This window comes from Aliiroseovarius subalbicans, from assembly GCF_022678625.1.
Classification (GTDB): domain Bacteria; phylum Pseudomonadota; class Alphaproteobacteria; order Rhodobacterales; family Rhodobacteraceae; genus Aliiroseovarius_A; species Aliiroseovarius_A subalbicans.
In genome coordinates this window covers 444,391-468,742 of record NZ_JALBYQ010000003.1, presented here as the reverse complement: position 1 = coordinate 468,742, position 24,352 = coordinate 444,391, and the positions used below count along the sequence as shown (strand labels likewise).

The following is a 24,352-nucleotide window of genomic DNA, read 5'->3' as shown; positions in this document are numbered from 1 at the left end:
CCCCCGTCCATCACGTCGGCCCCGGCACCCCCCATCAACTGATCCGTCGACGCCCCGCCGTCCAGAACGTCATCGCCTGCCCCACCAACCAGAATATCCGCACCAGCACCGCCAAAAAGAACATCCTGACCCGTATTGCCATACAGCGTGTCCGCCCCACCGCTACCGCTCAAAATGTCGCCGCCATCCCCACCAGACAAAACGTTGTCGACGGCATTGCCGTTCAGAATGTCGTCACCCGTGCCGCCAATTGCGTTTTCGACCAGTGTATCACGCGCGATGAACAGGTTTCCGGCTGCGCCCCAAATGTCTGATGCGACTTCGGAGGTCAGGTTCACCACCTGATTGGCTGAAGAGCCGCTGACGTCCAGCGTATCGATGCCGCCGTTGTCATAGATCGTCCAGGCAACGGATCGGGCCAGGCCCGACAGGTCGTCCATGAATCCACCCGCGGTGGAGTTGTCGCCATACACGGTGTCGCCGGTGCGTTGTGTGCCCGGGGTGCCATAAAGGTATTGAATGGCCAGGACATCGGCCACCATCGGGGTCATCACATAGGCCTTGGTTTCGCCGACATACGCATTTTCCCGCTGGTCGAAATACGACATCACTGTCGCCTGCCAGCTGTCGTTCAAGTAGTGATTGCTGCCGCTGCCATTGGCACTCCAATTGGCCGATCCATTGTAGTACCCGGCGTGCCCCAGTCCGATAGAATGCCCAATTTCGTGCAGGAAGGTCTGGTAAGCGTAGTTGTCCAATTCGCCCTCGTCGCCGGAATACCACGCGGGGGGGATGTTGACCGTCGACGACAGGATATTCCCTCCTGAGGTCATTGAGGTCGAATAGGCTCCGCTGGGATCGTCATCGACAAAGGTGATATCGGCGTTTTGCGAGGTCGTGATCACAAATTCGATCCCGGTCACATTCGACCAGGCTTCGAGTGCGGCATCGATGAAGAAAATCGCATCGCTGCCCACTGCGGACACGTCGTAGCTCAGACTGCCCCCAGTCGACACGTTGAACTTGGCGGGTGTGATACCCGGCCAGTCATCTGCCAGATCGCTCCAATACCCCGTCGTCAGGTTGTCCGCGATCTGGTCCATCGTATAGACAGGCAAGGAAGCATAGGAATTTACTTGTTCGATCACGGCAGTATCCGTTGTGTTGCAATACCGGGTGGCCTTGCGTAACTCGTTCATCTTGCAGTCCTACTGGTTCACGCTATCGGAAGGATTGCGACGGTTCGGGGCGAAATTGTGACCGCTGTGCAGGAGATTGGGAACGTGGTTACCGCTTCGCGAAGGGGGCGGCTAAAACGCGCGCGCTCCGCCCCCACAGGTCTGGATTTCAACCTGCCTCGTTCATGCTTTTGAGGTCCTACTTCACCCCCGAAAAACTGCAGAGTGCTTAACATCTTCTTGGTTTTGGTCGTAAAAAGTCCGCCGCTCGGCGTGGACACTCTCCTGCCCAAAGATGTTGCGTTGAACCGCTCTGACAAGATCCCCATCGGGATCGAAGGGAACCAGGTGGCCGTTTGGCGCGGCTGCGACCGCTTCGCCCTGCCCACCCAGCGCGAAAGCGTGAACCGGAAGCCCCGTCGCAAGCGCCTCATGCGTCGTATAGGAGAATGTTTCTGGCCAGATCGACGGAATCAGCCAGTGGGTTATGCCATAGCGCGACACAAGTTGCGTTAACTGCGAGGAGTCATAGGTCCCATGCACGAGACTAGTTGCTGGCAGGCGAAACGCTGGGTCGATGTTTCCAACCACAACGAGGCGCGCATCCGCCACTTTTATCAGCGCGTCGGCCAACCCCGCAACAACCGCGGCGCCCTTGTGAAGACCGATGTTGCCCAAAACGCCAATAGTCACCTTCTCACTTGGCAAATCATGCGGGCGTAGCGTGGTCTGCACGTCAGGCCAAACTGCGGTGACCTGCATCGCGCTATCACGACAGAAGGTCACGACCTCATCCGCCGCCCGTATCAGCCGACCCCAGGCATCCTGCCACTCGGAAAGGGACACCTGGGAGCCATCCGGGCGCACGGTTTGATGTGCCTTGTCGTCGCGACCTGGGGTGACTGGACCGCGGTAAGTATTGTCGTGGTCCAGCAGGGTATAGGACGGGCTGATTGGTAAGAAATCATGCATCAGAACCTCTAGCCGGTCATCGCCACGTTTCATGTCTAGCAGAAGATCGGGAAGGGTGACCGGGTCAGGATCACCAACTCCGCAGGAGTATACGATCTGGCGGCAAGGAAGCGCCTCCAACAGCTTGAGCACATACCCGGTCTCGTCACTCTGAATTGTTGCCGTTGCTCCCTCGGTCCGCAACTCTACCTGCCACCGCGCACTGGCTCCGACGCGCAGCACCACGACCCCCGGCATCCGGCCAAGGTCCTGCGCGATCCGGCGTTGCAAGTAGATCTCGGCCCCTCCGCCCATCGCGTGGGCAAGGTAAATCGGCACCCGGTCAGTGCTTGCCGACCCCAACCATGCCATCGCCAGTGCGATGCGGGGCGAGAACAGCGGATCTTGCCGCACGAACGCCTGCACCTCGCGGTCATAGTGTGGGTAGCGTTTGCTGATCACCTGATTGTTCGTCCGGATCAGTCGCTGTTTTTCCGCCGACCCGAACGACACCCCGCCGCGATGTTCAACAAACAGGTTCGGCAGGCCCAGATGACGCCCGCCAAGGGCGCGGGCCTTTTGGCACCAGTCGACCTCTTCACCATACCCGCGCCCGAAAACCTCATCCAATTTGGGGATCTTTCCCAGGAACGCGGCATTGATGGCCATGCAAAACCCGACCCCGGTCGGCGCCACGACCAACGGCAGCGCGCTGGAAAAAGTTCGGGCGACAGCGTCGATGCGGTCGCCTTGGCCCGGCTCCAAATCACGGCGCGTGCACGGAAACGGTACTGAAAACAGTTCGGCATCGTTTGACATCGGGGTCACCGTCGCGACCCGTGCATCTTCGAAGATCGGGCGGAACAGCCGGTTGGCCCAACTCTCTGGGACGAAGGCGTCCGAATTCAGTAACAGCACGTGATCGCCATGTGCTTGTGCGCGTTCGAACGCCCGGTTCACGCTACCGATGAAACCCAGATTTTGCGCGTTTTCAATCAACTCGACCTTTTCGGGGTGGCGCGATGCAAAGTCTTGCAGGAAGGGACGCACGCCCGGGTCAGGCGAGGCATCTTCGACGATGATCAGGCGGAACGGCAGATCCGTGTGACGCATCACTCGGTCCAGCACCTCGGGCAGCAGGTCCAGCGCGTTATGAACGGGAAGGATGATGCTGATCGTTTGTGAGGGAAGCGGCTGAAGCGCTTGGTCCTGAAACATGTCTGCTGCAAGGACATGTGTGGTGCTCGACACCTCCAGTCCCAGCACCCGCTTCAGCGGTCCCTTCAGCGCCGTGTCTCCTCTGCGCCAAACGCGCCAGGCAAGTGGCGCGGCACGAACCGCGCGCCGGGTGAAACCCAAGAGCAACCTCAACTGCGCAAGTGCACGACGGCGCTGGCTTAACCGTGGCAGTGGCGCGTCGATTTGGTCGCCGTTCGCCTGGATCACTGCCAATGTCAGAGCCCGGTCGTCGCCGGTATGGGTCAGGCTGAAGCCGGTCCGCTCAGATGTGCCGTGCACCGCATCCACATCCGCGCGGACTTGGTCAGGACATGCGGTTGTCATCCCGCCTGTGCCAGTCACACATATCTTGGCCGCTTTCGCCCAGCCTGTAACTGTCACGCCATGCGACAACCAGGACACAGACTCGACCTGTCCTATCGCCTGCCCGGTTCGATCGAACAGCGCAAAGCCCGGACTGGGTTCGGCCATGTGCAAGTCGACGTATCGTGAAAGAAGATGAAAAGCTGTGCGCAACAAAGAACAACTCCGCTGGTTCGTGCGATGTGGGGGTTATCGTCCGTGGTTCGCGACTGGCTGCCTGCGACCGGTCCCCTGATCGTCCAGCAGACCCAGAAGATATCGGCCATAGTCATTCTTGCCGTAGATCTCTGCCTGTTTTCGCAGGCCTTCCGCGTTGATCCATCCCTGTTCAAACGCGATTTCTTCCGGGCAACCGGTTTGCATACCCTGCCGTTTTTGCAGCGTTCGAACGAAATTTCCGGCGTCCAGCAGGCTGCCATGGGTGCCGGTATCCAGCCAGGCAATCCCGCGCCCCATGTGTTCGACCTGAAGCAGGTCTTCCTCAAGATAGGATAAAAGAAGTTCCGTAATCTCAAGCTCCCCCCGTGCGGATGGCTGGATGCGACCGGCCCGTTCCGGGGCTGATCCATCCATGAAGTAAAGACCCGTGACGGCATAGGAGGACGGTGGGTTCTTAGGCTTTTCGATTATCGACAGCACACGCCCCGATGCGTCGAAATCGACCACGCCATAGCGTTCCGGGTCCGAGACGTGATAGCCGAAGACCGTGCAGCCGGGGCCAGGCCTGTTGGCGGACTGCAACGCATCCCGGAACCCGTGACCGAAGAAGATGTTGTCGCCAAGAACCATCGCCGAGGGCGCACCGTCCAGGAAATCCTCAGCAACGACATAGGCATGGGCCAACCCGTCTGGCGTGGGTTGGGTCAGATAGGTCAGTTTGATGCCCCAATGACGTCCGGTACCCAAAAGCCGTCGAAACATGGCGCGGTCGTCAGGGGTGGTTATGATCGCCAACTCCCGGATCCCGGCCATCATCAGAACCGACAGGGGGTAGTAGATCATCGGCTTGTCATAGACCGGCATGAGCTGTTTCGACAGCCCCATGGTGACCGGGAACAGCCGGCTACCCGACCCGCCTGCCAGGATGATACCCTTGCGGTTACTCATGGGCCACCTCACCTGTTTTTGTCAGAACTGTGACCAATCCGGCGCGCCAGTCCGGCCTGGCGATACCTAAAGTCGTCGCAATACCTGTACAACAGAGGCGGGAGTTCGCTGGGCGTTGCACGGGGGTTGGATAGTCAACACTCCGGATCGGTGTAACCGCGACGTCAAGCCCGGCCTGATCAAACACTTCGTGGGCGAACCCTGCCCAGCTTACGTCAGGCGTGCCCGCGAAATGATAGGTCCCGCTTTTACCGGGATCGCAGATCAGCGCGGCGGCGATTTTCATGCAGGCCTGGGCAATGTCCGTCGCGGGCGTTGGGCCCCCGATCTGATCGTCAATCACGCCCAGGGCGTCCTGCGTCTGCCCCAACCGCAACATCGTGCGCACAAAGTTGCGGCCGTGCTCGGAGAACACCCAAGAGGTGCGCAGGATCACATGTGGGCCATTGGCCGCGCGAACTGCGTGTTCGCCCGCCAGTTTCGAGCGTCCATATGCACCAAGCGGGGCGGGTGAGCCGGGCGGCCTGAAGGCCGTATCCCCTCGCCCGTCAAACACGTAGTCGGTCGAAACGTGAAGAAACCGGAAGTCAGGCAGCCGGCCCCTGCCCGCCCAATAGCTGCGCGCGGCGTCGAGCAGGACCGCAGTGCCCGTGATGTTGGTATCGACGAAAGCCGCCGGACCGTCGATTGAACGGTCGACATGGGTTTCGGCGGCAAGATGCAGGATGGTATCGGGGCGATGTCTCGCCAGGGTCGTCGCCACCGTTCCCGCGTCGCGGATATCACCGTGCACGAAGGTGTGACGCGCGGCGGACGGCAGGTTCGTCAAATTGTCGAGGCTGCCCGCATAGGTCAACGCATCACAGGTCACCACATGGTGCCCTGCATCAAGAGCGACGCGCACTTCCACTGCCACATCCAGGATCGCACCACGCAGGCCTGACACGAGTTTATCCTGCGCTCGAGGGGACGCCTGACAGTGCAGCCCGCGTAGCGTGCCGGGGACTGCAGACAAGGACAGATTTTCCTGCACCCATCCGGTCGGCAACCCCGCGTCGGCAAAGGCCTGGGCGTTGAATGCTTCACAGAAGTAACCCCGCACATCGGCGTGGCGCGGTGGAGTGACGATTTTGACGTCTTCAAGATGTGTGTGCTCGACCTGCATGGTCAGCACTTTCACCGCAATTGGTTAGCGGGAGCTTAGCAAAACCCGAAGAACCGAGGTCTTGGGAGGAAAAAAACGCTAGTCTGCGTCCGACTCCAGTTCGAACCCAACCCGACCCACGCCAGTATAGGCGACAAAGCCCGCGCGTTTCGCGTCACGGGGCGAATAGATGTTGCGCAGATCGGCCATGCGCGGGGTCGCCATGCGCTTGGCCAGACGTTTCAGATCCAGCGCTCGGAACTCGTTCCATTCGGTCAGCAGAACAACGACGTCGGCATTCTGTGCCGCCTTGTAGGCATCGTCGAACCAGTGCACGCCGGGCAGAAGCGCTTCGCCCTCGGACAGACCCTGAGGATCGACCACACGAACCTTTGCCCCGTTCCCGACCAGCGCAGGAATGATCGTCAGGCTGGGCGCATCGCGCATGTCGTCAGTGTTGGGCTTGAAGGTCACGCCCAGAACCGTGATGGTCTTGCCATTCACACTTCCTGAACACAGGTCCATGATCTTGTCGATCATGCGCCGCTTCATCTCATCATTCACGGTGATGACCGCTTCGGTGATCTGCATTGGCAGACCGTGTTCCTGCCCGATTCGCGCCAGCGCGCGCGTATCCTTGGGAAAACAGCTGCCGCCATAGCCGGGACCAGCGTGCAGGAACTTGTTGCCGATACGCCCGTCCAGGCCGATGCCCTTCGACACCTGTTTTACATCGGCGCCGACCCGTTCGCACAGCGCGGCGATTTCGTTGATGAAGGTGATCTTGGCAGCGAGAAAAGCATTCGCCGCATATTTGATCATCTCTGCGCTTTCCAAATCCGTCGTGACGATCGGGAAATCGCGCAGGAACAGCGGGCGATAAATCTCGTCCATCACTTCGGAGGCGCGCTCGTTTTGGACGCCGACCACGACCCGGTCGGGGCGCATGAAGTCGTCAATCGCCGCACCTTCCCGCAGGAACTCGGGGTTCGAGGCGACATCGAACTCGGCTTCGGGCCGGGTCTTGTGGATGATCTGTTTAACCTTGCGGTTGGTGCCAAGCGGCACGGTCGATTTGGTGACAACCACTGTGTAGCCGTCCATCGCCTCGGCGATCTCCTCGGCGGCGGCATAAACAAAAGTCAGGTCGGCATGACCGTCACCGCGCCGGGTGGGCGTGCCAACCGCAATGAACACGGCTTCGCTTTCGCGCACCGCCTTGGCCAGGTCGCCGGTGAAGCTGAGTCGCCCCGCCGCGACATTCTTCGCCATAAGTTCATCCAGGCCAGGTTCGTAGATCGGCACTTCGCCGCGATTCAGCATCTCAATTTTGCCCGGATCCTTGTCCACGCAGATGACCTCGTGGCCAAAATCCGAAAAACAAACGCCAGATACAAGTCCGACATACCCGGTGCCAATCATCGCAATTTTCATCTGCCTGCCCTTGTAATCATTCGTCTTTACGCAACTGGGATAGTCTTGGGATGCGGCATCCCGCCGATGCTGTCAACGCAGTGTTTCCAAAATTGAACCAATCTGCCAAAACTTTGCCAGACTTGAGTGTTCATTTCGTAACCCGAAGAACAATCGGGAAAGAGCTACCATGAACAGGCATCTGAAACTTCTGGCCGCGCTTGCTTTTGGCGCGATGACACTAACCGCCACCTCCGCTTCGGCGGGCTGCAGCCGTGTGCAGATCTCGGGCAGTGAAGTCATGGTGCCGCGGGGGCGAATCAATCAGAAGCTTCTGGATGCTGCCATTCTTGCCGAAGTTAATTATGAGCGCTGCCGGCATGGCCTGAAGGCCTTGATCGCCGAACCACGGCTGCGCTCAACCGCCAAGGGTCACAGTGACTGGATGGCGCGCACCAGCACGGTGTCGCACCGGTCTTCGACCACGCCAACACAGCGCCTGAAGCGGTCCGGCGTGAAATTCCGCAATGGTGGCGAGAACATCAGCATGTTGCACTATTACCAGATCGACAATCAGATGTTCATCATCCGGGACGCGGCCAGCTGCAACTTCAAGCGCCCCAGTGGCGCAGCGGTGACACCACACAGCTACCACAGCCTGGCGCGCTCGGCAGTGGCGTATTGGATGGCGTCGAAAGGCCACCGCGCGAACATCCTGAACCGCAAAGTGCGCATGATGGGTAGCGCCGGCGCCCTGGATAAATCCGCGCAGCATTGTGGCACAGTTTATCTGACACAGAATTTCGCGGGTTGAGCATGCGACGGACTGTGGCACAGTGACCACAACCCCAAGTTTCCATTGGCGATCCTTCGCCAATGGGTACAAGAGGCTTTTCTAGCCCCAAAAACTGTGCAAAACAATGCGGGATGGGACAGCCAGTCGGCATCCTGTGAAACCTGTTGGAGATTACACAATGAAAAAAGCGACCAAATTTTTCGCTGCTGGCGCCGTCGCAATGACCGCCATGACCCCCGCTTTCGCTGGCCAGGCTGGCGCACCGATCATCGAAGACGCCCCGGTTGTGGTCGTTGAAGATGCTGGCTCGTCGATCGGCTCGCTGCCGCTGGCCCTGCTGGCTCTGGCCGTCGTCGGCATCGCCATCGCCGTTTCGCAGAACGAAGAAGACTAAGCGGTCATTCGGCCTGTCCGAACGCTTAAAAGTTTCTGAAACGGCAGGCGCCACGCCTGCCGTTCCTCATTTCAGGCCTGTGGTTTTACCCCTCAGCATCCTGTGTAACCTGTTGGAGAATACACAATGAACAAAACGACCAAATTTTTCGCTGCTGGCGCCGTCGCAATGACCGCCATGACCCCCGCTTTCGCTGGCCAGGCTGGCGCACCGATCATCGAAGACGCCCCGGTTGTGGTCGTTGAAGATGCTGGCTCGTCGATCGGCTCGCTGCCGCTGGCCCTGCTGGCTCTGGCCGTCGTCGGCATCGCCGTCGCCATTTCGCAGAACGAAGATAACTAAGCGGTCATTCGGCCTGTCCGAACGCCTAAAAGTTGTTGAAACGGCAGGCGCCACGCCTGCCGTTTCTCATTTCAGGCCTGTGGTTTTACCCCTCAGCAGCCTGTGTAGCCTGTTGGAGAATACACAATGAACAAAACGACCAGATTTTTTGCTGCTGGCGCCGTCGCAATGACCGCCATGACCCCCGCTTTCGCTGGCCAGGCTGGCGCACCGATCATCGAAGACGCCCCGGTTGTGGTCATTGAAGATGCGGGATCGTCGATCGGCTCACTGCCGCTGGCTCTGCTGGCTCTGGCCGTCGTCGGCATCGCCGTCGCCGTGTCGAACAACGGCGCGGGCGAAGAGGAACCCAATGGCCCCGCCGTCCCGTAAGACGGGCACCTTGAAGCTTCTGAAACGGCAGGCCTTGCGTCTGCCGTTCCGCGTTTCAGGCCTGTCTTCCTGGCCGACGGCCGGGCAGTCGCAGTTTCGCAAGCTGGTAACGCCACGTTACCACCCACACCCCTGCCACCACTGGTATAGTCCGTTCGTCACCTAGCTTGATGGAGGATTCCCATGTCCCTTTTCACCCGCACCGCCGCCTGGGCCAGCGATGAGCACCGCATGTTCGCCGACATGGTCAACCGGTTCTATGATGACGAACTGACCCCGCACATCGAACGCTGGGTGGACCAGGGCGTGGTCGACCGCGACTTCTGGCACAAGGCCGGTGAGGCCGGGATCATGGGCGGCGCGGTGCCCGAGGAACACGGCGGCGTTGGCGGCGACATGGGATTTGATTCGGTCGCAATCTATGAACAGACCCGCACCGGCGATTGTGGCTGGGGCTATGGCATCCAGTCCATCGTGACCCACTACATCACCGCCTTCGGCACGGACGAGCAAAAGGCGCGTTGGTTGCCGGGTCTGGTCTCGGGCGAGATCGTCGGCGCCATTGCCATGACCGAACCGTCGACCGGAAGCGACCTGCAGGCGGTGCGCACCACGGCCGAGAAGGACGGCAACCAGTACCGGATCAACGGATCCAAAATCTTCATCACCAACGGCCAGACCGCCGACCTGGTCATCACGGTTGCAAAGACCGACAAAGGTGCGGGCTCCAAGGGCGTGTCCCTGATCGTGGTCGAACCCGACAAGGCGGAAGGCTTCAGCCGCGGCAAGAACCTGAAGAAGCTGGGGATGAAAGCCAACGACACCTCTGAGCTGTTTTATGAAAACGTGAAGGTGCCGCTGACCAACCTGCTGGGGCACGAAGAAGGCCAGGGCTTCTACCAGCTGATGAAGCAGCTGCCCTGGGAGCGCCTGCTGATCGCGATCCAGGCTCTCGGTGCCATCGACTTCGCCTTGGAACAGACCGTGCAGTATGTGCAGGACCGAAAGGCCTTCGGGCAGCGGGTGATGGATTTCCAGAACACCCGGTTCAAACTGGCCGAGTGCAAAACCAAGGCCGAGGTGCTGCGGTCTTTCGTGAATGACGGCATCGCCGGGCTGATCGACGGCACACTGGATGCGCCCACTGCCTCGATGGCGAAATACTACGGCACCGAGATCCAGAACGAGATCATGCATGAATGCCTGCAATTGTTCGGCGGCTATGGCTTCATGATGGAATACCCGATCGCACGGCTCTACGCGGATGCGCGGGTGCAGATGATCTATGGCGGCACGAACGAGATCATGAAGGAACTGATCGCGCGGTCGATGGATGTCTGACCGCACCGGGCCCCTTTCCGATCTACGGGTGGTCGAAATTGCCGGCCTTGGCCCCACGCCCTTTGCCGCCATGTGGCTGGCCGATATGGGGGCCGATGTGGTGCGAATCGAACGGCCCGGGTTGAAACCCCTGATCCCACAGAATGTCGACGTGCTGAACCGGGGCCGCGGCTTTGTCACGCTCGACCTGAAAGATGGCGGCGACCGGACGCAGGCAAAAGCGCTGATAGAAAAGGCGGACATGCTCATCGAGGGCATGCGCCCAGGCGTCATGGAGCGGCTGGACCTTGGGCCAGATACGTTTGCGGCCACAAACCCTGCGCTGGTCTATGGCCGGATGACAGGCTGGGGCCAAACCGGGCCACTGGCGCAGTCCGCAGGGCATGACATCAATTACATCGCACTCAGCGGTGGGCTGCACGCGATTGGCGGCGCCGAGGCGCCTGTGCCGCCCTTGAACCTGCTGGGCGATTTCGGCGGCGGGGCGATGTATCTGGTGGCAGGCTTGCTGGCTGCATTGCACGCGGCGCAGCACACGGGCCAGGGACAAGTGGTAGATTGTGCCATTACCGACGGTGCCGCGCATCTGGCCGCGATGATCTATTCGATGCACGGGGCCGGGCTGTGGGCGGACCAGCGCGAGGCGAACCTGCTGGACGGCGGCGCGCCGTTCTACCGCTGCTATGAATGCGCCTGTGGCGGCTTCATGTCCGTCGGCGCGCTTGAGGCGAAATTCTATTCCGAACTGCTGCACCTTCTGGGTCTCGACGGCCAGGATCTACCGCCCCAGATGGACATGGAAAGGTGGCCCCGGCTTCGCGATGCCTTCGCCGCGCGTTTCAAGATGCAAACCCGCGATCACTGGGCCGAAGTGTTTGAAGGGAGCGATGCTTGCACAATGCCGGTCCTGTCCCTGAAAGAGGCCCCACACCATCCCCACAACAGAGCGCGGAGCGCATTCACGACCCTGGCGGGCGTCGTGCAACCGGCCGCTGCTCCAGCCCTGAGCAAGACACCCGGACTGGCACGGCCTGGCGAAGAACGCGCGGGAATGGATATCGATCAACTGTTGAAAGGCTGGTCACAACCCACCTGACCCGCGTTGCACAATGCCAGCACCACCACGGACAAAATGCGCGATCGCCTGCATTGGGTGTGAACAGGAAAAATCAGAGAAGTCGGATTTTTGGCGCAAGCCGGGAATGAGATTCGACGTGGCAAACCTCCAACACTTCTCGTGATTACGGCCCGGGCTTTTGCGGTTAAATCACCAGACATCTTTCGTTATGATGCACCCGTACTCATCAGGGCATCCCATGCGACCCAGCTTCCTTCTTCTTGTCCGCTCATTTGCGCAACAATGCGCAGGTCTGGCGGTGCTGGTCGTGTTTTTACTTGCCCTGGCAACCGGCTCGGCCCGTGCCTTCACCCTGCAATTCACCGTTGCAAGCGACGATCCGGGGTTGCGGGGGGATCTTGAGGCGGCCTCTCTGGTGGCAAACGCCAAGCGCGATGGCGTGACCGCGCCGCGCGATGTTTTGGCCGCCGCGCTTGCCGATTATGCCCGACTTCTGCGCAGCCTTTATGCCAACGGGCACTACAGCGGTGTCATCCAGATTCTTCTGGACGGACGCGAAGCAGCGACGATCCCGGCGTTCCAAACCCCCACGGCCATTGACGCAGTTGTGGTCAAAGTCGATCCCGGCCCAGCCTTCCGGTTTGGCGCCGCCACCATCGCGCCGCTTGCACCTAAGCAGACGCCCCTGCCCGGATTTCGCAGCGGCGCGCGCGCCTACAGCGGTGTTCTGCAGGACAGTGTGGACAGCGCCGTTGACGGATGGCGTCACGACGGCCACGCCAAGGCCCGCCTGTCCCGGCAACAGGTCACGGCCGATCATCGTGCGCACACATTGACGGCGCGCTTGCAGCTCAGCCCCGGTCCCCTGGTCCGCTTCGGCGCGCTGCGCCTGACCGGCGAGAGCACGGCGCGCTCAGACCGGGTTGCGCGCATCGCCGGCCTGCCTTCGGGCCAGGTGTTCTCCCCCGACGAGCTTGAAAAGGTCGCTGCCCGCCTGCGCCGCACCGGCTCCTTTTCCTCGGTTTCGCTGGTTGAGGCCGACGAACTCGGGGAGGGAAACAGCATGGATATCGAGCTGGCTCTGGTGGACGCGAAACCGCGCCGTTTCGGCTTCGGTGCCGAGATTTCGACCTTCGACGGGTTGAGCCTTTCAGGCTACTGGTTGCATCGCAACTTGTTGGGCGGGGCCGAACGGTTTCGGATTGATGGCGAGATCACCGGCATAGGTGGGGAAACCGGAGGCATCGACTATGACCTGAATGCCCGTCTGGACATCCCGGCGGCCTTCGGCACGGACATCAACGCCTTTGTCTTCGCGGGGGCGTCCTATGTCGACGATCCGGTCTATCAATCCTGGCAGGCGCGGCTGGGCGGCGGCGTGAGCTGGATCCTTTCGGACACGCTCACCGCCGAACTAGGCGTCGCATTGCGCCATTCGAGGACGCGCGACGGTTCCGGGGATCGGACCTACACGCTTTTGACCCTGCCCGCAGGTGCAACCTGGGACCGGCGCGACAATCAGCTCAACCCGAAGGCGGGGACTTTTCTGGACCTGTTGGCCACGCCGTTCGTCGGGCTTGGCGGAACCGGAACCGGACTGCAGCTGACCGCAGATGGGCGCGCCTATCACGGGTTTGGCGCCGGTGACCGGGTCGTGCTGGCCGGGCGGCTTCAGGCTGGCGCTGCCTATGGTTCCAACGCCACCGCAGTTCCGGCCGAGTTCCTGTTTTTTTCAGGTGGCGGCGGGTCTGTGCGCGGCCACCCCTATCAGTCGCTGGGCATCGATCTGGGGGGCGGAAACTTCACCGGGGGCAAGGCCTTCCTGGCTGGATCGGCCGAGTTGCGTGCAAATGTGACCCAGACGATCGGGTTGGTCGGCTTCGTCGATGCAGGTTTCATCGGCGCGCATGGTTTCGGTGACATGGCGTGGCATGCTGGCGCCGGGGTTGGCGTGCGCTATGACACCGGTATCGGACCCATCCGCCTGGATGTGGCCACTCCGATCCACGGTACGACCGGGCAAGGCGTGCAAATCTATGTCGGCATAGGACAAGCGTTTTGAACCGGGTCTGCCCCTTCCTAAGCGCCTTGGTGCTGCTGGTGCTGGCGCTGCCGGTGATGCTTGTCGCACAATCCGACGACAGCCCGGATGATCGCGGATATCTTCAGGCCTGGCTTGAGGACAACCTGTCCGACGCTGGGCGTGAGGTGCGCATTGTCGGATTTGTCGGCGCTTTGAGTGCGCAGGCCAGCCTGGACGAGCTGACCATCGCAGACGACGACGGAGTCTGGCTGACCTTGCGGGACGTGGTTCTGAACTGGAACCGCGCGGCACTTCTGACCGGGCGGCTTGATATAACGCGACTATCAGCCGCCGAAATCCTGCTTCCGCGCGCACCCGTGCCCGCCGACGCCATTCCCGACCCCGAAGCCTCAAGTTTCGCCCTGCCCGCCCTGCCCGTCGGCATCGAAATTCAAGAGGTCCGTGCTGACCGGGTCGTGCTGGGACAGGAATTGTTTGGAGCGGCAGCGACGGTGACTCTGCAGGGGGCTGCGCAACTGGAGAGCGGGTCCGGGCAGGCCACTCTGACCGCCACCCGGATCGACGGGCCAGAGGGCGCGCTGACCTTCACGGCCGCCTATAACGCCACAACCCAGGATATTGACCTGTCCCTGGCGCTGATCGAACAGCCAGACGGCATCGCCGCAAACCTGCTGAACTTGCCCGGGCGCCCCTCGGTGAGGCTGGAGGTTGACGGCAGCGGAGCTTTGGACAATTTCGCCGCCAGTATTGCGCTGAACACCGACGGCGAACGGCGGTTGTCCGGTCAGGTCAAGGTAAGCGGGGCGACTGGGGCACAGGACAACACCACCGGCACACGTCGCTTTGCCGCGCAGCTTGGCGGCGACATCGCCCCTTTGTTCCTGCCGGAATACCGCGATTTCTTCGGCGACGATATCCGTCTTGCGTTGACCGGTGAACACAATGGCGACGGCGAAATTCGGCTGGAGGATCTGTCTCTGGGCACCGATGCCCTGCGCCTTGACGGTCAGGCGGCCCTTGCGCCGGGTGGCTGGCCAACCCGCATTGCCCTATCCGGCCGGATTGCCAGGCCAGAGGGGTCAGCCGTTCTGCTACCGCTCAGTGGGGCGCAAACACGAGTGCAATCCGCGGACCTTGCGCTGAATTTCGACGCGGCCACCGACGACAGCTGGCGCGCCAATTTCTCGGCGGCAGAGCTGTCGCGCGAGGGGTTTGAAGTTGAAACAATGGTGCTTGAGGCAACCGGGCAATTGCTGCGAGAAAGCCCAGCAACGCTTGGCCAGGTACTGGGTTCAGTCACGGCGCAAGCCCGGGGTCTAAACCTCGGCACCCCGGCCCTTGCCAAGGCATTCGGCCGCTCACTTGAGGCCGGGTTCGACTTCGACTGGAGTCAGAGCGCGCCGCTTGCGTTCAGCGAACTGGAGGTCACCGGGGAAAGCTTTGGCTTGACCGGAAAAGGACAGGTTCAGGGCGCGACCGACCTTTTCGATCTGTCCGTCACCGGCGACGCCCGGTTGACCACGACGGACCTGTCGCAGTTTTCAGGCCTCACCGGTCAAACATTGACCGGTGAGGCTACACTGGAAGCCGAGGGCAATGTTCTGCCCCTTAGCGGGGGCTTCACGCTGGTCATGACGGGCGAAGGCCACGATATCGCGATCGGCCAGGCGCAGGTGGATGCGGTTCTGGCCGGGCCAAGCCGCCTGTCGGCTACGGCACGCCGGGATGAGGCTGGCACGAATATCAACAGGTTCAGCATCGCAACCGACCACGCCACTGTGGCCGCGTCGGCGACTCTGGCCGCCGAAAACAGCAGTGTCTCGCTGACGGCGGATATTCCCGAAACTGCGATCCTGGAACATGGAACCAGGGGGCCGGCAGCCCTGTCCCTGGCCGCAACACAGGTGCCGACAGGCTGGTCCGTCACACTGGATGCCACCGCGCCAGGGGGAACGAAACTGGAAGCCAAGGGGTTGGCAGAGCTGACCCACGCAACGCTAACACGGGTCAGCGGCTCTGCAACCGCCACCATCGCAACCCTGGCGCCCTTTTCCAAGCTGGCCGGTCGTCCACTTTCGGGTGCTCTGGACCTGACCATTGGCGGCGCGGGCGACCCGGGGGCGGGCGCGTTTCAGGCCGAACTGACAGCAACCGGGCAGGACTTGGGGCTTGGCACGCAATTGGCGGATCGTCTGCTGCGAGGGGGCAGCCGGGTGACGTCCAAAATCCAACGCGGGGACGATGGGCTTTTGGTCATCCGCGAACTTGAACTCGCCACACCTGAGGTCATGGCAAAAATCACCGGAAGCATCTCACCCGACACAACGGCCCTGACCTTCAACACCAAGCTTCGCGACCTAGGAGTGGTCGCGCCCGGCGTGACCGGCCCGGCGGAGGCCGAGGGAACGGCAAAATTGTCCGGCAACGCCTGGCAGGTGTCCGCCAATGGCACGGGACCGGGTGCAAGCATGGCGCAGGTAACCGGGCAAGTGTTGGCCGATGGGACACGGGCGGATCTGGAGATCACCGGGTCGGCGCCGTTGGCCCTGGCCAATGCCTTCGTCGCACCTAATCGCGTGGCTGGCCCGATAGCGTTCGATCTGTCGCTGAACGGCCCCTTCGCGCTGTCCTCTCTATCAGGACAGGCCACAACGAAGGGTGCGCGCCTGGCCCTTCCCGCGCAGCAGCTGACCCTCTCCCCCCTTACCGCAACGGTTAGATTTACCGGCGAACAGGCGCGGATCGAAGCGCAAGGGGTTGGGTCTGGTGGCGGCAATCTGCGCGTGACCGGGCCAGTTGTGCTGACCCCACCCTATGCCGCCGATCTGGCGATTGAACTGAATGCGCTCGGGCTCAGCGATGCCCGGCTCTACGACACCACCGTAGACGGGCAGGTCACTTTGCGCGGTCCGCTGAGCGGTGGGGCTAGCATTTCAGCCGACCTGACGCTTGGCCCCACCGAACTTCAGGTGCCGGAAAGCAGTCTGAGTGTTGCCCCGGTGTTGGCCAATCTTGAGCATCTCAACGAACCGGGGCAGGTGCGTCAAACCCGGGTGCGCGCCGGGCTGTTGGCAACAGAGGACGGCGGTGGCACCGGGCGGGCCTGGCCGCTGGACATCACGCTTCGGGCACCGTCGCGGGTCTTCGTTCGTGGCCGTGGACTGGACGCCGAACTGGGTGGGCAGGTGCAGGTGACAGGGTCAACCACCAATGTCGTGACCCAGGGGCGGTTCGACCTGATCCGCGGGCGGCTGGATATCCTGGGCAAACGCCTGACGATGACCGAAGGGTACGCGCAGTTGCGCGGCAGTTTCGACCCGGTCCTGCGGCTTGTCGCCAGCACCCGCGCGGATGACACAGACGTCCGGGTCATCGTCGAAGGCCCGGCCTCGGCACCGGAAATCACGTTTTCCTCCAGTCCGGAATTACCCGAAGATGAAGTGCTTGCCCGGCTTCTGTTCGGTCGTGACCTGACCAAGATTTCACCGCTTCAGGCGGTTCAACTGGCCGCTGCCGTGCAGACCCTGGCTGGTGGCAACTCGGGCCTTCTGAACCGGGTGCGCGCGCAGTTCGGGTTGGACGATCTGGACGTGACGACCGAACAGGACGGCACCACCCAGGCACGGGCGGGCAAGTACATCACCGAGAACATCTATACCGATATAACGATCGGGTCGGATGGGCGCAGTGAGATCAACCTGAACCTCAACATCTCGCCGTCTTTCACCGCCCGGGGCAGCGCAGCCTCAGACGGGGAAAGCAGCGTCGGGGTCTTCTTCGAGCGCGACTACTGAGACCTGTCAGAAATCCAGGTTTTCGACCGACAGAGCATTTTGCTGGATGAACTCGCGGCGCGGTTCAACCACGTCGCCCATCAGCTTGGTGAAAATATCATCGGCGTCAGCCAGATCGTCCACTTTCACCTGCAGGAAAATGCGCGCTTCGGGGTCCAGGGTGGTTTCCCACAGCTGGTCCGGGTTCATCTCGCCCAGCCCCTTGTAGCGCTGCAGGGTCAGACCCTTTTCGCCCTCGGCCAGGATCGCGTTCAGAAGGTCCATCGGACCGTGAATGACAACCTCGCGCTCCTTGCGGCTCAGACGCGCCGGATCTTTGTAGATGTCGCGGGAGTCCTGTGACACCTCGGACAGGCGGCGGGCTTCGCCCGAGCGCAGCACGGCACCATCCAGCGTTCGGATTTCTTCGACACCGCGCAGAATGCGGGTCAGGCGAATGCCGTGATCCTGGGTGATGCGCCCCTGCCAGCCTTTTTCGTATTCGACCGCCACGAGGTCCAGGCGCTGCGCCACGGTATCGGCCACCGCTTGCAAGTCCTGATCCGCACGTCCCGGATCGAAGGCGCCCGCCAAGGCGGCCTGCTCCAGGATATTGCGCGGGTAATGGGTCGGGAACGCCGCCAGGATCCGCTTGAAGCTGCGCGCGGCCTCGACGATGCGGGACAGGTCCTGACCGGCGATTTCCTCGCCGGATTTCAAGCGCAGAACGGTGCCTTCCAGCCCCATTTCAATCAGGTGATCATCCAGCGCGGCCTGGTCCTTCAGGTAAACCTCGGACTTACCTCGGCTGACCTTATACAGCGGCGGCTGCGCGATATAGAGATAGCCGCCTTCGATCAGCTCCGGCATCTGACGGAAGAAGAACGTCAGCAGCAGCGTGCGGATGTGTGCGCCATCCACGTCAGCATCGGTCATGATGACAACTTTGTGGTAGCGCAGCTTGGAAATATCGAATTCATCGCGCCCGATTCCAGTGCCCAGCGCGGTTACCAGCGTGCCGATTTCCTGGCTCGACAGCATCCGGTCAAACCGCGCACGCTCCACGTTCAGGATCTTGCCGCGCAGGGGCAGAATGGCCTGGTTGTGCCGCGATCGGCCCTGCTTGGCCGAGCCGCCGGCACTGTCACCCTCGACCAGGTACAATTCACGTTTTGCCGGATCCTTTTCCTGGCAATCGGCCAGTTTCCCCGGAAGGTTGGCCACATCAAGCGAGGTCTTCTTGCGCGTCATTTCGCGCGCCTTGCGGGCCGCTTCGCGGGCATGGGCTGCCTCGAGGATCTTACCAACGATCATTCGCGCTTCGGTCGGGTGTTCATCGAACCATTCCTGAAGCTTTTCGTTCATCAGGCTTTCGACCGCCGGGCGCACCTCGGAACTGACCAACTTGTCCTTGGTCTGGGAGCTGAACTTGGGGTCCGGCACTTTCACTGACAGCACGCAGGTCAGGCCTTCGCGGGCGTCGTCGCCGGTGAAGTTCACCTTTTCCTTTTTCGCCAGGCCCGAGCTGTTGGCATAGAGGTTGATCGTGCGCGTCAGCGCGCCCCGGAAGCCCGCCAAGTGCGTGCCACCATCGCGCTGCGGGATGTTGTTGGTGAAGGGCAGAACCGTCTCGTGATAGCTGTCGTTCCACCACATCGCGACCTCGACCGTGATGTCGTCACGCTCCCCAAGGATGAAGATCGGCTCTTCGACCATCGGGGTCTTGTGCCGGTCCAGATACTTGACGAATTCCTTGACGCCGCCCTCGTAAAACAGGTTCGCCTCAAGCGGTTCGGCCGGGCGTTCATCGCGCAGGATGATGCGCACGCCTGAGTTCAGGAAGGCCAGTTCGCGCAGCCGATTTTCCAGCGTCTTGAAATTGTACTCAAGGTTCGAAAACGTGTCGGTCGACGCCATGAAACGGACTTCGGTCCCGGTGCGATCACCGCAGTCGCCAACGACCTTCAAATGCTCAACCGTTTCGCCATGCGAAAACTTGGCATAGTGTTCCTTGCCATTGCGCCAAACCCGAAGTTCCAGCGACACCGACAGCGCGTTCACGACAGAAACGCCCACGCCGTGCAGACCGCCCGACACCTTATAGGAATTCGAGTCGAATTTGCCGCCCGCGTGCAGCTGGGTCATGATGACTTCGGCGGCAGACACGCCTTCCTCTTGGTGGATATCCACCGGAATACCACGGCCGTTGTCCGAGACGGAAACCGACGAATCCGCATGAATTGTCACCGTCACGGCGTCAGCGTGACCCGCCAGCGCCTCGTCGATGCCGTTGTCCACAACCTCATACACCATGTGGTGCAGGCCCGATCCATCATCGGTGTCACCGATATACATGCCGGGGCGTTTGCGAACCGCCTCCAACCCCTTGAGAACCTTGATGGATTCAGCGCCGTATTCGGCGTTGTTCTGCGTGTCATCAGACATTCGGAAAGTCCTGTTCTGCTTCCCGCCACTTATAGTGATTCACGGGGGGGATGTCACGCAAATGGCACAAGATTTTGTGGTTGGTTCCAGCGCCAGAACAACACAAATCCACCCGTAACACTAGCGCCTCAGCCACGAAGGCACCTTTTGGTTTGCGTTCCTCGACCTTTCGCCCGGGCCGGTCCATCCGTGGCAACCTCGACGAGATTTTTCTCAACCGATGTGCCCCTCGTCATCAAGTTCCCAGAACGGGTTGAACGCAAATTCCCAGATGTGGCCGTCGGGGTCGGCGACATAACCGGAATAGCCCCCCCAGTCGGTCTTTACCGGCGCCGCAACCTTGCGCGCACCCGCTGCCAATGCCTTTGCGAATTGCGCATCCACATCGGCCTCGGAGCCGAAATTCTGGGCCAGCGTCATCGCGCCATTCGAAAGTTCCTCGACAGGGCGACCCTGTTCTGCTGCCAGCATGTCGAGTCGGAAGAATCCAAACTTGGAGCCGCCCATGTCGTAGAACGCCACATCATCCAACACGTTCTCGGGCACCCATCCGATAGCGTCGTAATAGGCGCAGGATCGGGCGATGTCCTTCACGCCCAGGGTGATCAGGGTCACACGGTTCATCGTCATAGGGTTCCCTTCCTGACTTGCGACGTTCCGTCGTCGTCGCTGACTTCGTAAAAAGCCGCGCGGTCGCCCAGCGCGTCGAACAACTCTGGCCCGGTACCCGTCATGAACGCCTGCGCGCCCAGGGCACAGATTTCATCATACAGCGCTGCACGGCGGGTTGCATCCAGATGCGCGGCGACCTCATCCAAAAGCAGGATCGGCGGCGCGCCGAACGTTTGCGCAAGCGCGCGGGCATTGGCCAGGATCAGGCTGATCAAAAGCGCTTTCTGCTCACCGGTTGAACAATCGCGCGCAACGACCCCCTTGGCAGCAAAGACGGCGCCCAGATCGGCGCGGTGCGGCCCGACAAGCGTACGCCCGGCCATCAGGTCGCGCGGGCGACTTGCCTCGAACGCCTCGGCCAGCGCATCTACCTCGTGCGGCATGTCGAAATCATCGGCGTGGAACAGGGACAGATCAGCCACCGGAAAGGCGGTTTCCGCTTCGGCCTGTGCAGCGGCTAGTTGACCCAGAGCGGTCAGACGGTTGGCGTGCAACTGCCCGCCCGCGCGGGCCATCTGCACCTCCAGCGCGTGATACCAATGCGCGTCACGCTGCCCGTCCTTCAACAGCCGGTTGCGTTCACGCATCGCCTTTTCATAGGTCAGCACCGCCTCGGCATGGGACGGCTCGAAACTCATCGTCATGCGGTCCAGGAACTTGCGCCGACCTTCGGCCCCATCGGTCCAGAGCCGATCCATCGATGGCACCAACCACAAAACCCGCGCGATGCGGCCCAACGCCACCTGCGCTGCTGACTTGTCATCAATCCGCACCTGTCGTGTAGCGCCACCCTCGGACCAGGTTTCGACCTCGTGTAGCTGATGCAGGCTTTGCAGGACGGCGGTAATCTTCCAGCCCAGCGCCTCGGGGCGCCGGGCCATATCCTCAGCCTTGGCGCCGCGCAGGCCGCGCCCCGGGCTCAGCAGGCTGACAGCCTCAAGGATGTTGGTTTTGCCGGCCCCATTTGCGCCGTGAATGGCCACCGGGCGCCCGTCAAGCGACAGGCGCGCCGCCTTGTGGCTGCGAAAATGGCTGAGGGTCAGGTGCTTGACGGCAAGCGTCGTCACACGCGCATCGGCATGACGACATAAACGGCTGAGGTGTCATTACCTTCGCGCATCAAGGTCGGGTCGCCCGAGCTGTTGAACAGGAACACGGCGTTTTCGCGATCCACCTGGCTGGCAATCTCCAGCAGGTATTTCGCGTTGAAGCCAATTTCCAGCCGTTCGTCGCCATAGGCCACGGCAAGCTCTTCCTCGGCCGCGCCTGCGTCGGGTGCGTTCACGGACAGGACCAGGCGGTCTTCGTCCAGCGCCAGTTTCACTGCGCGCGACCGTTCGCTGGACACGGTGGCCACACGGTCCACCGCCCGTGCGAACTCGGCGGCGTCCACCTCCATCTTGCGGGTGTTTCCCACAGGAATGACGCGGGTATAATCCGGGAAGGTACCGTCGATGACCTTTGAGGTCAGGGTGATTTCCGGCGTCGCAAAGCGAACCTTGGTTTCCGAGACCGACACCGCGATCGTCGCGTCGTCATCGTCCAGAAGCTTACGCAGTTCACCCACGGTCTTGCGCGGCACGATCACGCCCGGCAGCTCTTCGGCGCCTGCGGGCAGATCGGCGTCAATCCGGGCCAAGCGGTGACCGTCGGTGGCCACACAGCGCAGCACCTTGCCGCCCTCGGCGTCGGACACATGCATGTAGACACCATTCAGGTAATACCGGGTTTCTTCGGTCGAAATGGCAAATTTCGACTTGTCGAACAGGCGGCGCAGCACCGGCGCCGGGGCCGAGAAATTCGCCGAGTAGTCGGACGACGCCATGACCGGGAAATCTTCCTTGGGCAGGGTGGCGAGTGAGAAGTTCGAGCGCCCGGCCTCAACCGTCAAGCGCCCCGAGGCACCGTCATCGGTGAGCTGGACCAGCGCCCCATCGGGCAGCTTGCGCACGATCTCGTGCAAGGTCACCGCCGACACGGTGGTTGCGCCCGCGCGCTCCACGACCGCGTTGGTCTTGTCCACGACTTCGATGTCCAGATCCGTGGCGCGGAACGACACCGTATCGCCTTCCGCTTCGATCAGCACGTTGGCCAGGATCGGAATGGTGTTGCGGCGTTCGACGACAGATTGTGCCTGCCCAACGGCCTTGAGCAGCGTGCCGCGTTCGATACTGATCTTCATGTCCCACTCCTGACGACAACCGGGGCGGAGGAAAGCTCCCCCACCCGGAAATTGGTTTTGTTGGAATGTCCCCCGGTTTCGCAGGGGCGTCAAGGCCTTGAAGGCCTATGCTTCCAGTGCGCGGCGCAGAAGTTCCAAGTCTTCCGCAATCTGGTTGTCCACGCCCTTCAGCTCTCCGATGCGTTTCACCCCGTGCATGACAGTGGTGTGATCGCGCCCGCCGAAACGGCGGCCGATCTCAGGCAGGCTGCGTGATGTCAGCTGTTTCGCCAGATACATTGCCACCTGACGCGGCCGCGCAATGGTGCGCACGCGCTTCGGGCCGATCAAGTCCGATAGGCGGATGTTGTAATGCTCGCTGACCTTGCGCTGAATCTCTTCAACCGTGACCTTGCGGTCGGACGCCCGCAGGATATCGGCCAGGCAATCCTGGGTCAGTTCAAGCGTGATCTCACGGCCCACAAGAGAGGCAAAGGCGAACAGACGCATCAGCGCGCCTTCCAGCACCCGCACGTTGGTCGAAATGCGGTGGGCCAGAAATTCCAGAACGCCCTCGGCAATCACCAGGTCCTTGTATTGCTCGCGGAACTGGCTGACCTTGGTCTGCAGCACACCCAGACGCAATTCATAGTCTGTCGGGTGCAGGTCCACGACCAGGCCGCATTGCAGGCGGCTTTTGATCCGGTCTTCCAGGTCTTTGATTTCACCCGGCGCGCGGTCGGCCGAGATGATGATCTGTTTATTCTGATCCACCAGCGCGTTGAAGGTGTGGAAGAACTCCTCTTGCGTTGAATCCTTGCCGGCGATGAATTGCACGTCATCAACCATCAGCACATCGACCGAGCGGAACAGCTGTTTGAAGTCCATCATCTGCTTTTCGCGGATGGCCTGAACGAAACGGTACATGAATTGTTCGGCGGACAGATACACAACGCGCAACTCGGGGTTGCGGGCCTGCATTTCCCAGGCGATCGCGTGCATCAGGTGAGTTTTGCCCAAGCCAACGCCACCGTACAGAAACAGCGGGTTGAAAGTGACGGGACCGCCTTCGGCAACCCGGCGGGCCGCCGCATGGGCCAGCTCATTCGGCTTGCCGACTACGAAGCTATCGAAGGTGAAGCGCGCATCCAACGAGGCTCCGGGCAGCTCTTCCTTGTCGGCCAGCTTCGGCGCAGACACTGCCTTTGTCGGGGCTGTCTTACGCGGGGCGGCGACGCTTGGAACCGAGAACTCAAGCCGCGAAACGGCCACGCCTTCGCCGAGCATATGCTTCAGGATGTTGTCGCCGAAATTGCGATCAACCCAGTTGCCCATGAAATTCGTCGGCACAAGAAAGGTGGCTACGCCGTCTTCGACCTGTGCAAATTCAAGGGGTTCGATCCAATTGGTGTAATTGTTCTGTCCGACTGCTTTCTGCAGCTTGTTTCGGACCAGTCCCCATTGTTCGTTTGTCATTTCTACTCCGACCCGCAAATTTCCCATCCAGACTGAACGCAAGCGCAGCCCCGTCACCGTTTA

18 protein-coding genes are annotated in these 24,352 nt (G+C 61.4%); 8 read left to right on the top strand and 10 right to left on the bottom strand.

Annotated features, from left to right (window positions below; all coding sequences use genetic code 11):
- The 5 genes from MN188_RS12700 to MN188_RS12680 all read right to left on the bottom strand — a co-directional run.
- Positions 1-1,199, bottom strand: a 1,199-nt coding sequence (locus MN188_RS12700) for a M10 family metallopeptidase C-terminal domain-containing protein (protein WP_242109483.1), incomplete at its 3' end; no start/stop codon positions are given.
- A gap of 183 nt (positions 1,200-1,382) precedes the next feature.
- On the bottom strand, positions 1,383-3,692 hold the full coding sequence (locus MN188_RS12695) for a glycosyltransferase (protein ID WP_242109482.1): 2,310 nt from the start codon (positions 3,690-3,692) through the stop codon (positions 1,383-1,385).
- 228 nt (positions 3,693-3,920) lie between these two features.
- A complete protein-coding gene (gene rfbA, locus MN188_RS12690; protein ID WP_242109481.1) occupies positions 3,921-4,838 on the bottom strand; it encodes a glucose-1-phosphate thymidylyltransferase RfbA in 918 nt (305 codons plus the stop codon).
- Complete coding sequence (locus MN188_RS12685; protein ID WP_242109480.1) at positions 4,831-6,018, bottom strand: sugar nucleotide-binding protein; 1,188 nt, start codon at positions 6,016-6,018, stop codon at positions 4,831-4,833. Before MN188_RS12685 ends, rfbA begins: the two co-directional genes overlap by 8 nt.
- A gap of 63 nt (positions 6,019-6,081) precedes the next feature.
- Positions 6,082-7,416 (bottom strand): UDP-glucose dehydrogenase family protein, encoded by a 1,335-nt coding sequence (locus MN188_RS12680; protein ID WP_242109479.1) that lies wholly within the window; start codon positions 7,414-7,416, stop codon positions 6,082-6,084.
- Positions 7,417-7,585: 169 nt separating this feature from the next.
- Here MN188_RS12680 and MN188_RS12675 point away from each other — a divergent pair, with 169 nt between their 5' ends.
- From MN188_RS12675 to MN188_RS12640, 8 genes are all read left to right on the top strand, one after another.
- Positions 7,586-8,209, top strand: a complete 624-nt coding sequence (locus MN188_RS12675; protein WP_242109478.1) for a CAP domain-containing protein — start codon at positions 7,586-7,588, stop codon at positions 8,207-8,209.
- Between the two features lie 160 nt (positions 8,210-8,369).
- The gene (locus MN188_RS12670; RefSeq protein WP_242109477.1) at positions 8,370-8,585 is read left to right on the top strand and encodes a hypothetical protein; all 216 of its coding nucleotides are present in this window, start codon (positions 8,370-8,372) and stop codon (positions 8,583-8,585) included.
- 126 nt (positions 8,586-8,711) lie between these two features.
- Positions 8,712-8,927 carry a hypothetical protein gene (locus tag MN188_RS12665; protein ID WP_242109476.1) on the top strand — a complete coding sequence of 72 codons (216 nt, stop codon included), beginning with the start codon at positions 8,712-8,714 and terminating at the stop codon, positions 8,925-8,927.
- 126 nt (positions 8,928-9,053) lie between these two features.
- Positions 9,054-9,299 carry a hypothetical protein gene (locus MN188_RS12660; RefSeq protein ID WP_242109475.1) on the top strand — a complete coding sequence of 82 codons (246 nt, stop codon included), beginning with the start codon at positions 9,054-9,056 and terminating at the stop codon, positions 9,297-9,299.
- Positions 9,300-9,482: 183 nt separating this feature from the next.
- Complete coding sequence (locus tag MN188_RS12655) at positions 9,483-10,640, top strand: acyl-CoA dehydrogenase family protein (protein ID WP_242109474.1); 1,158 nt, start codon at positions 9,483-9,485, stop codon at positions 10,638-10,640.
- Positions 10,633-11,736 (top strand): CaiB/BaiF CoA transferase family protein, encoded by a 1,104-nt coding sequence (locus tag MN188_RS12650; RefSeq protein WP_242109471.1) that lies wholly within the window; start codon positions 10,633-10,635, stop codon positions 11,734-11,736. The genes MN188_RS12655 and MN188_RS12650 overlap by 8 nt, the downstream gene beginning before the upstream one ends.
- A 289-nt stretch (positions 11,737-12,025) precedes the next feature.
- Positions 12,026-13,780, top strand: coding sequence for an autotransporter assembly complex protein TamA (locus MN188_RS12645; protein ID WP_242109469.1), 1,755 nt, complete (start codon positions 12,026-12,028; stop codon positions 13,778-13,780).
- On the top strand, positions 13,777-17,556 hold the full coding sequence (locus tag MN188_RS12640; protein ID WP_242109468.1) for a translocation/assembly module TamB domain-containing protein: 3,780 nt from the start codon (positions 13,777-13,779) through the stop codon (positions 17,554-17,556). The genes MN188_RS12645 and MN188_RS12640 overlap by 4 nt, the downstream gene beginning before the upstream one ends.
- A gap of 6 nt (positions 17,557-17,562) precedes the next feature.
- Here the strand turns inward: MN188_RS12640 and gyrB are convergent, their stop codons facing one another.
- The 5 genes from gyrB to dnaA form a co-directional block, all read right to left on the bottom strand.
- Positions 17,563-19,980, bottom strand: coding sequence for a DNA topoisomerase (ATP-hydrolyzing) subunit B (gyrB, locus tag MN188_RS12635; RefSeq protein ID WP_242109467.1), 2,418 nt, complete (start codon positions 19,978-19,980; stop codon positions 17,563-17,565).
- Positions 19,981-20,193: 213 nt separating this feature from the next.
- Complete coding sequence (locus MN188_RS12630; RefSeq protein ID WP_242109466.1) at positions 20,194-20,610, bottom strand: VOC family protein; 417 nt, start codon at positions 20,608-20,610, stop codon at positions 20,194-20,196.
- Positions 20,607-21,719: a DNA replication/repair protein RecF gene (gene recF / locus MN188_RS12625; RefSeq protein WP_242109465.1), complete on the bottom strand. Its 1,113-nt coding sequence runs from the start codon at positions 21,717-21,719 to the stop codon at positions 20,607-20,609. Before recF ends, MN188_RS12630 begins: the two co-directional genes overlap by 4 nt.
- Positions 21,716-22,834, bottom strand: a complete 1,119-nt coding sequence (dnaN, locus tag MN188_RS12620; protein ID WP_242109464.1) for a DNA polymerase III subunit beta — start codon at positions 22,832-22,834, stop codon at positions 21,716-21,718. The genes recF and dnaN overlap by 4 nt, the downstream gene beginning before the upstream one ends.
- A gap of 105 nt (positions 22,835-22,939) precedes the next feature.
- Positions 22,940-24,289: a chromosomal replication initiator protein DnaA gene (dnaA, locus tag MN188_RS12615; protein WP_242109463.1), complete on the bottom strand. Its 1,350-nt coding sequence runs from the start codon at positions 24,287-24,289 to the stop codon at positions 22,940-22,942.
- Positions 24,290-24,352: the final 63 nt, after the last annotated feature.

What these genes read in the sequence shown, in the direction of transcription:
- MN188_RS12695 (WP_242109482.1), bottom strand. Translation starts at nt 3,692, where the DNA reads ATGACAACCGCATGTCCTGACCAAGTCCGCGCGGATGTGGATGCGGTG.
- rfbA (WP_242109481.1), bottom strand. Translation starts at nt 4,838, where the DNA reads ATGAGTAACCGCAAGGGTATCATCCTGGCAGGCGGGTCGGGTAGCCGG.
- MN188_RS12680 (WP_242109479.1), bottom strand. Translation starts at nt 7,416, where the DNA reads ATGAAAATTGCGATGATTGGCACCGGGTATGTCGGACTTGTATCTGGC.
- MN188_RS12675 (WP_242109478.1), top strand. Translation starts at nt 7,586, where the DNA reads ATGAACAGGCATCTGAAACTTCTGGCCGCGCTTGCTTTTGGCGCGATG.
- MN188_RS12670 (WP_242109477.1), top strand. Translation starts at nt 8,370, where the DNA reads ATGAAAAAAGCGACCAAATTTTTCGCTGCTGGCGCCGTCGCAATGACC.
- MN188_RS12665 (WP_242109476.1), top strand. Translation starts at nt 8,712, where the DNA reads ATGAACAAAACGACCAAATTTTTCGCTGCTGGCGCCGTCGCAATGACC.
- MN188_RS12660 (WP_242109475.1), top strand. Translation starts at nt 9,054, where the DNA reads ATGAACAAAACGACCAGATTTTTTGCTGCTGGCGCCGTCGCAATGACC.
- MN188_RS12655 (WP_242109474.1), top strand. Translation starts at nt 9,483, where the DNA reads ATGTCCCTTTTCACCCGCACCGCCGCCTGGGCCAGCGATGAGCACCGC.
- MN188_RS12650 (WP_242109471.1), top strand. Translation starts at nt 10,633, where the DNA reads ATGTCTGACCGCACCGGGCCCCTTTCCGATCTACGGGTGGTCGAAATT.
- gyrB (WP_242109467.1), bottom strand. Translation starts at nt 19,980, where the DNA reads ATGTCTGATGACACGCAGAACAACGCCGAATACGGCGCTGAATCCATC.
- MN188_RS12630 (WP_242109466.1), bottom strand. Translation starts at nt 20,610, where the DNA reads ATGACGATGAACCGTGTGACCCTGATCACCCTGGGCGTGAAGGACATC.
- dnaN (WP_242109464.1), bottom strand. Translation starts at nt 22,834, where the DNA reads ATGAAGATCAGTATCGAACGCGGCACGCTGCTCAAGGCCGTTGGGCAG.
- dnaA (WP_242109463.1), bottom strand. Translation starts at nt 24,289, where the DNA reads ATGACAAACGAACAATGGGGACTGGTCCGAAACAAGCTGCAGAAAGCA.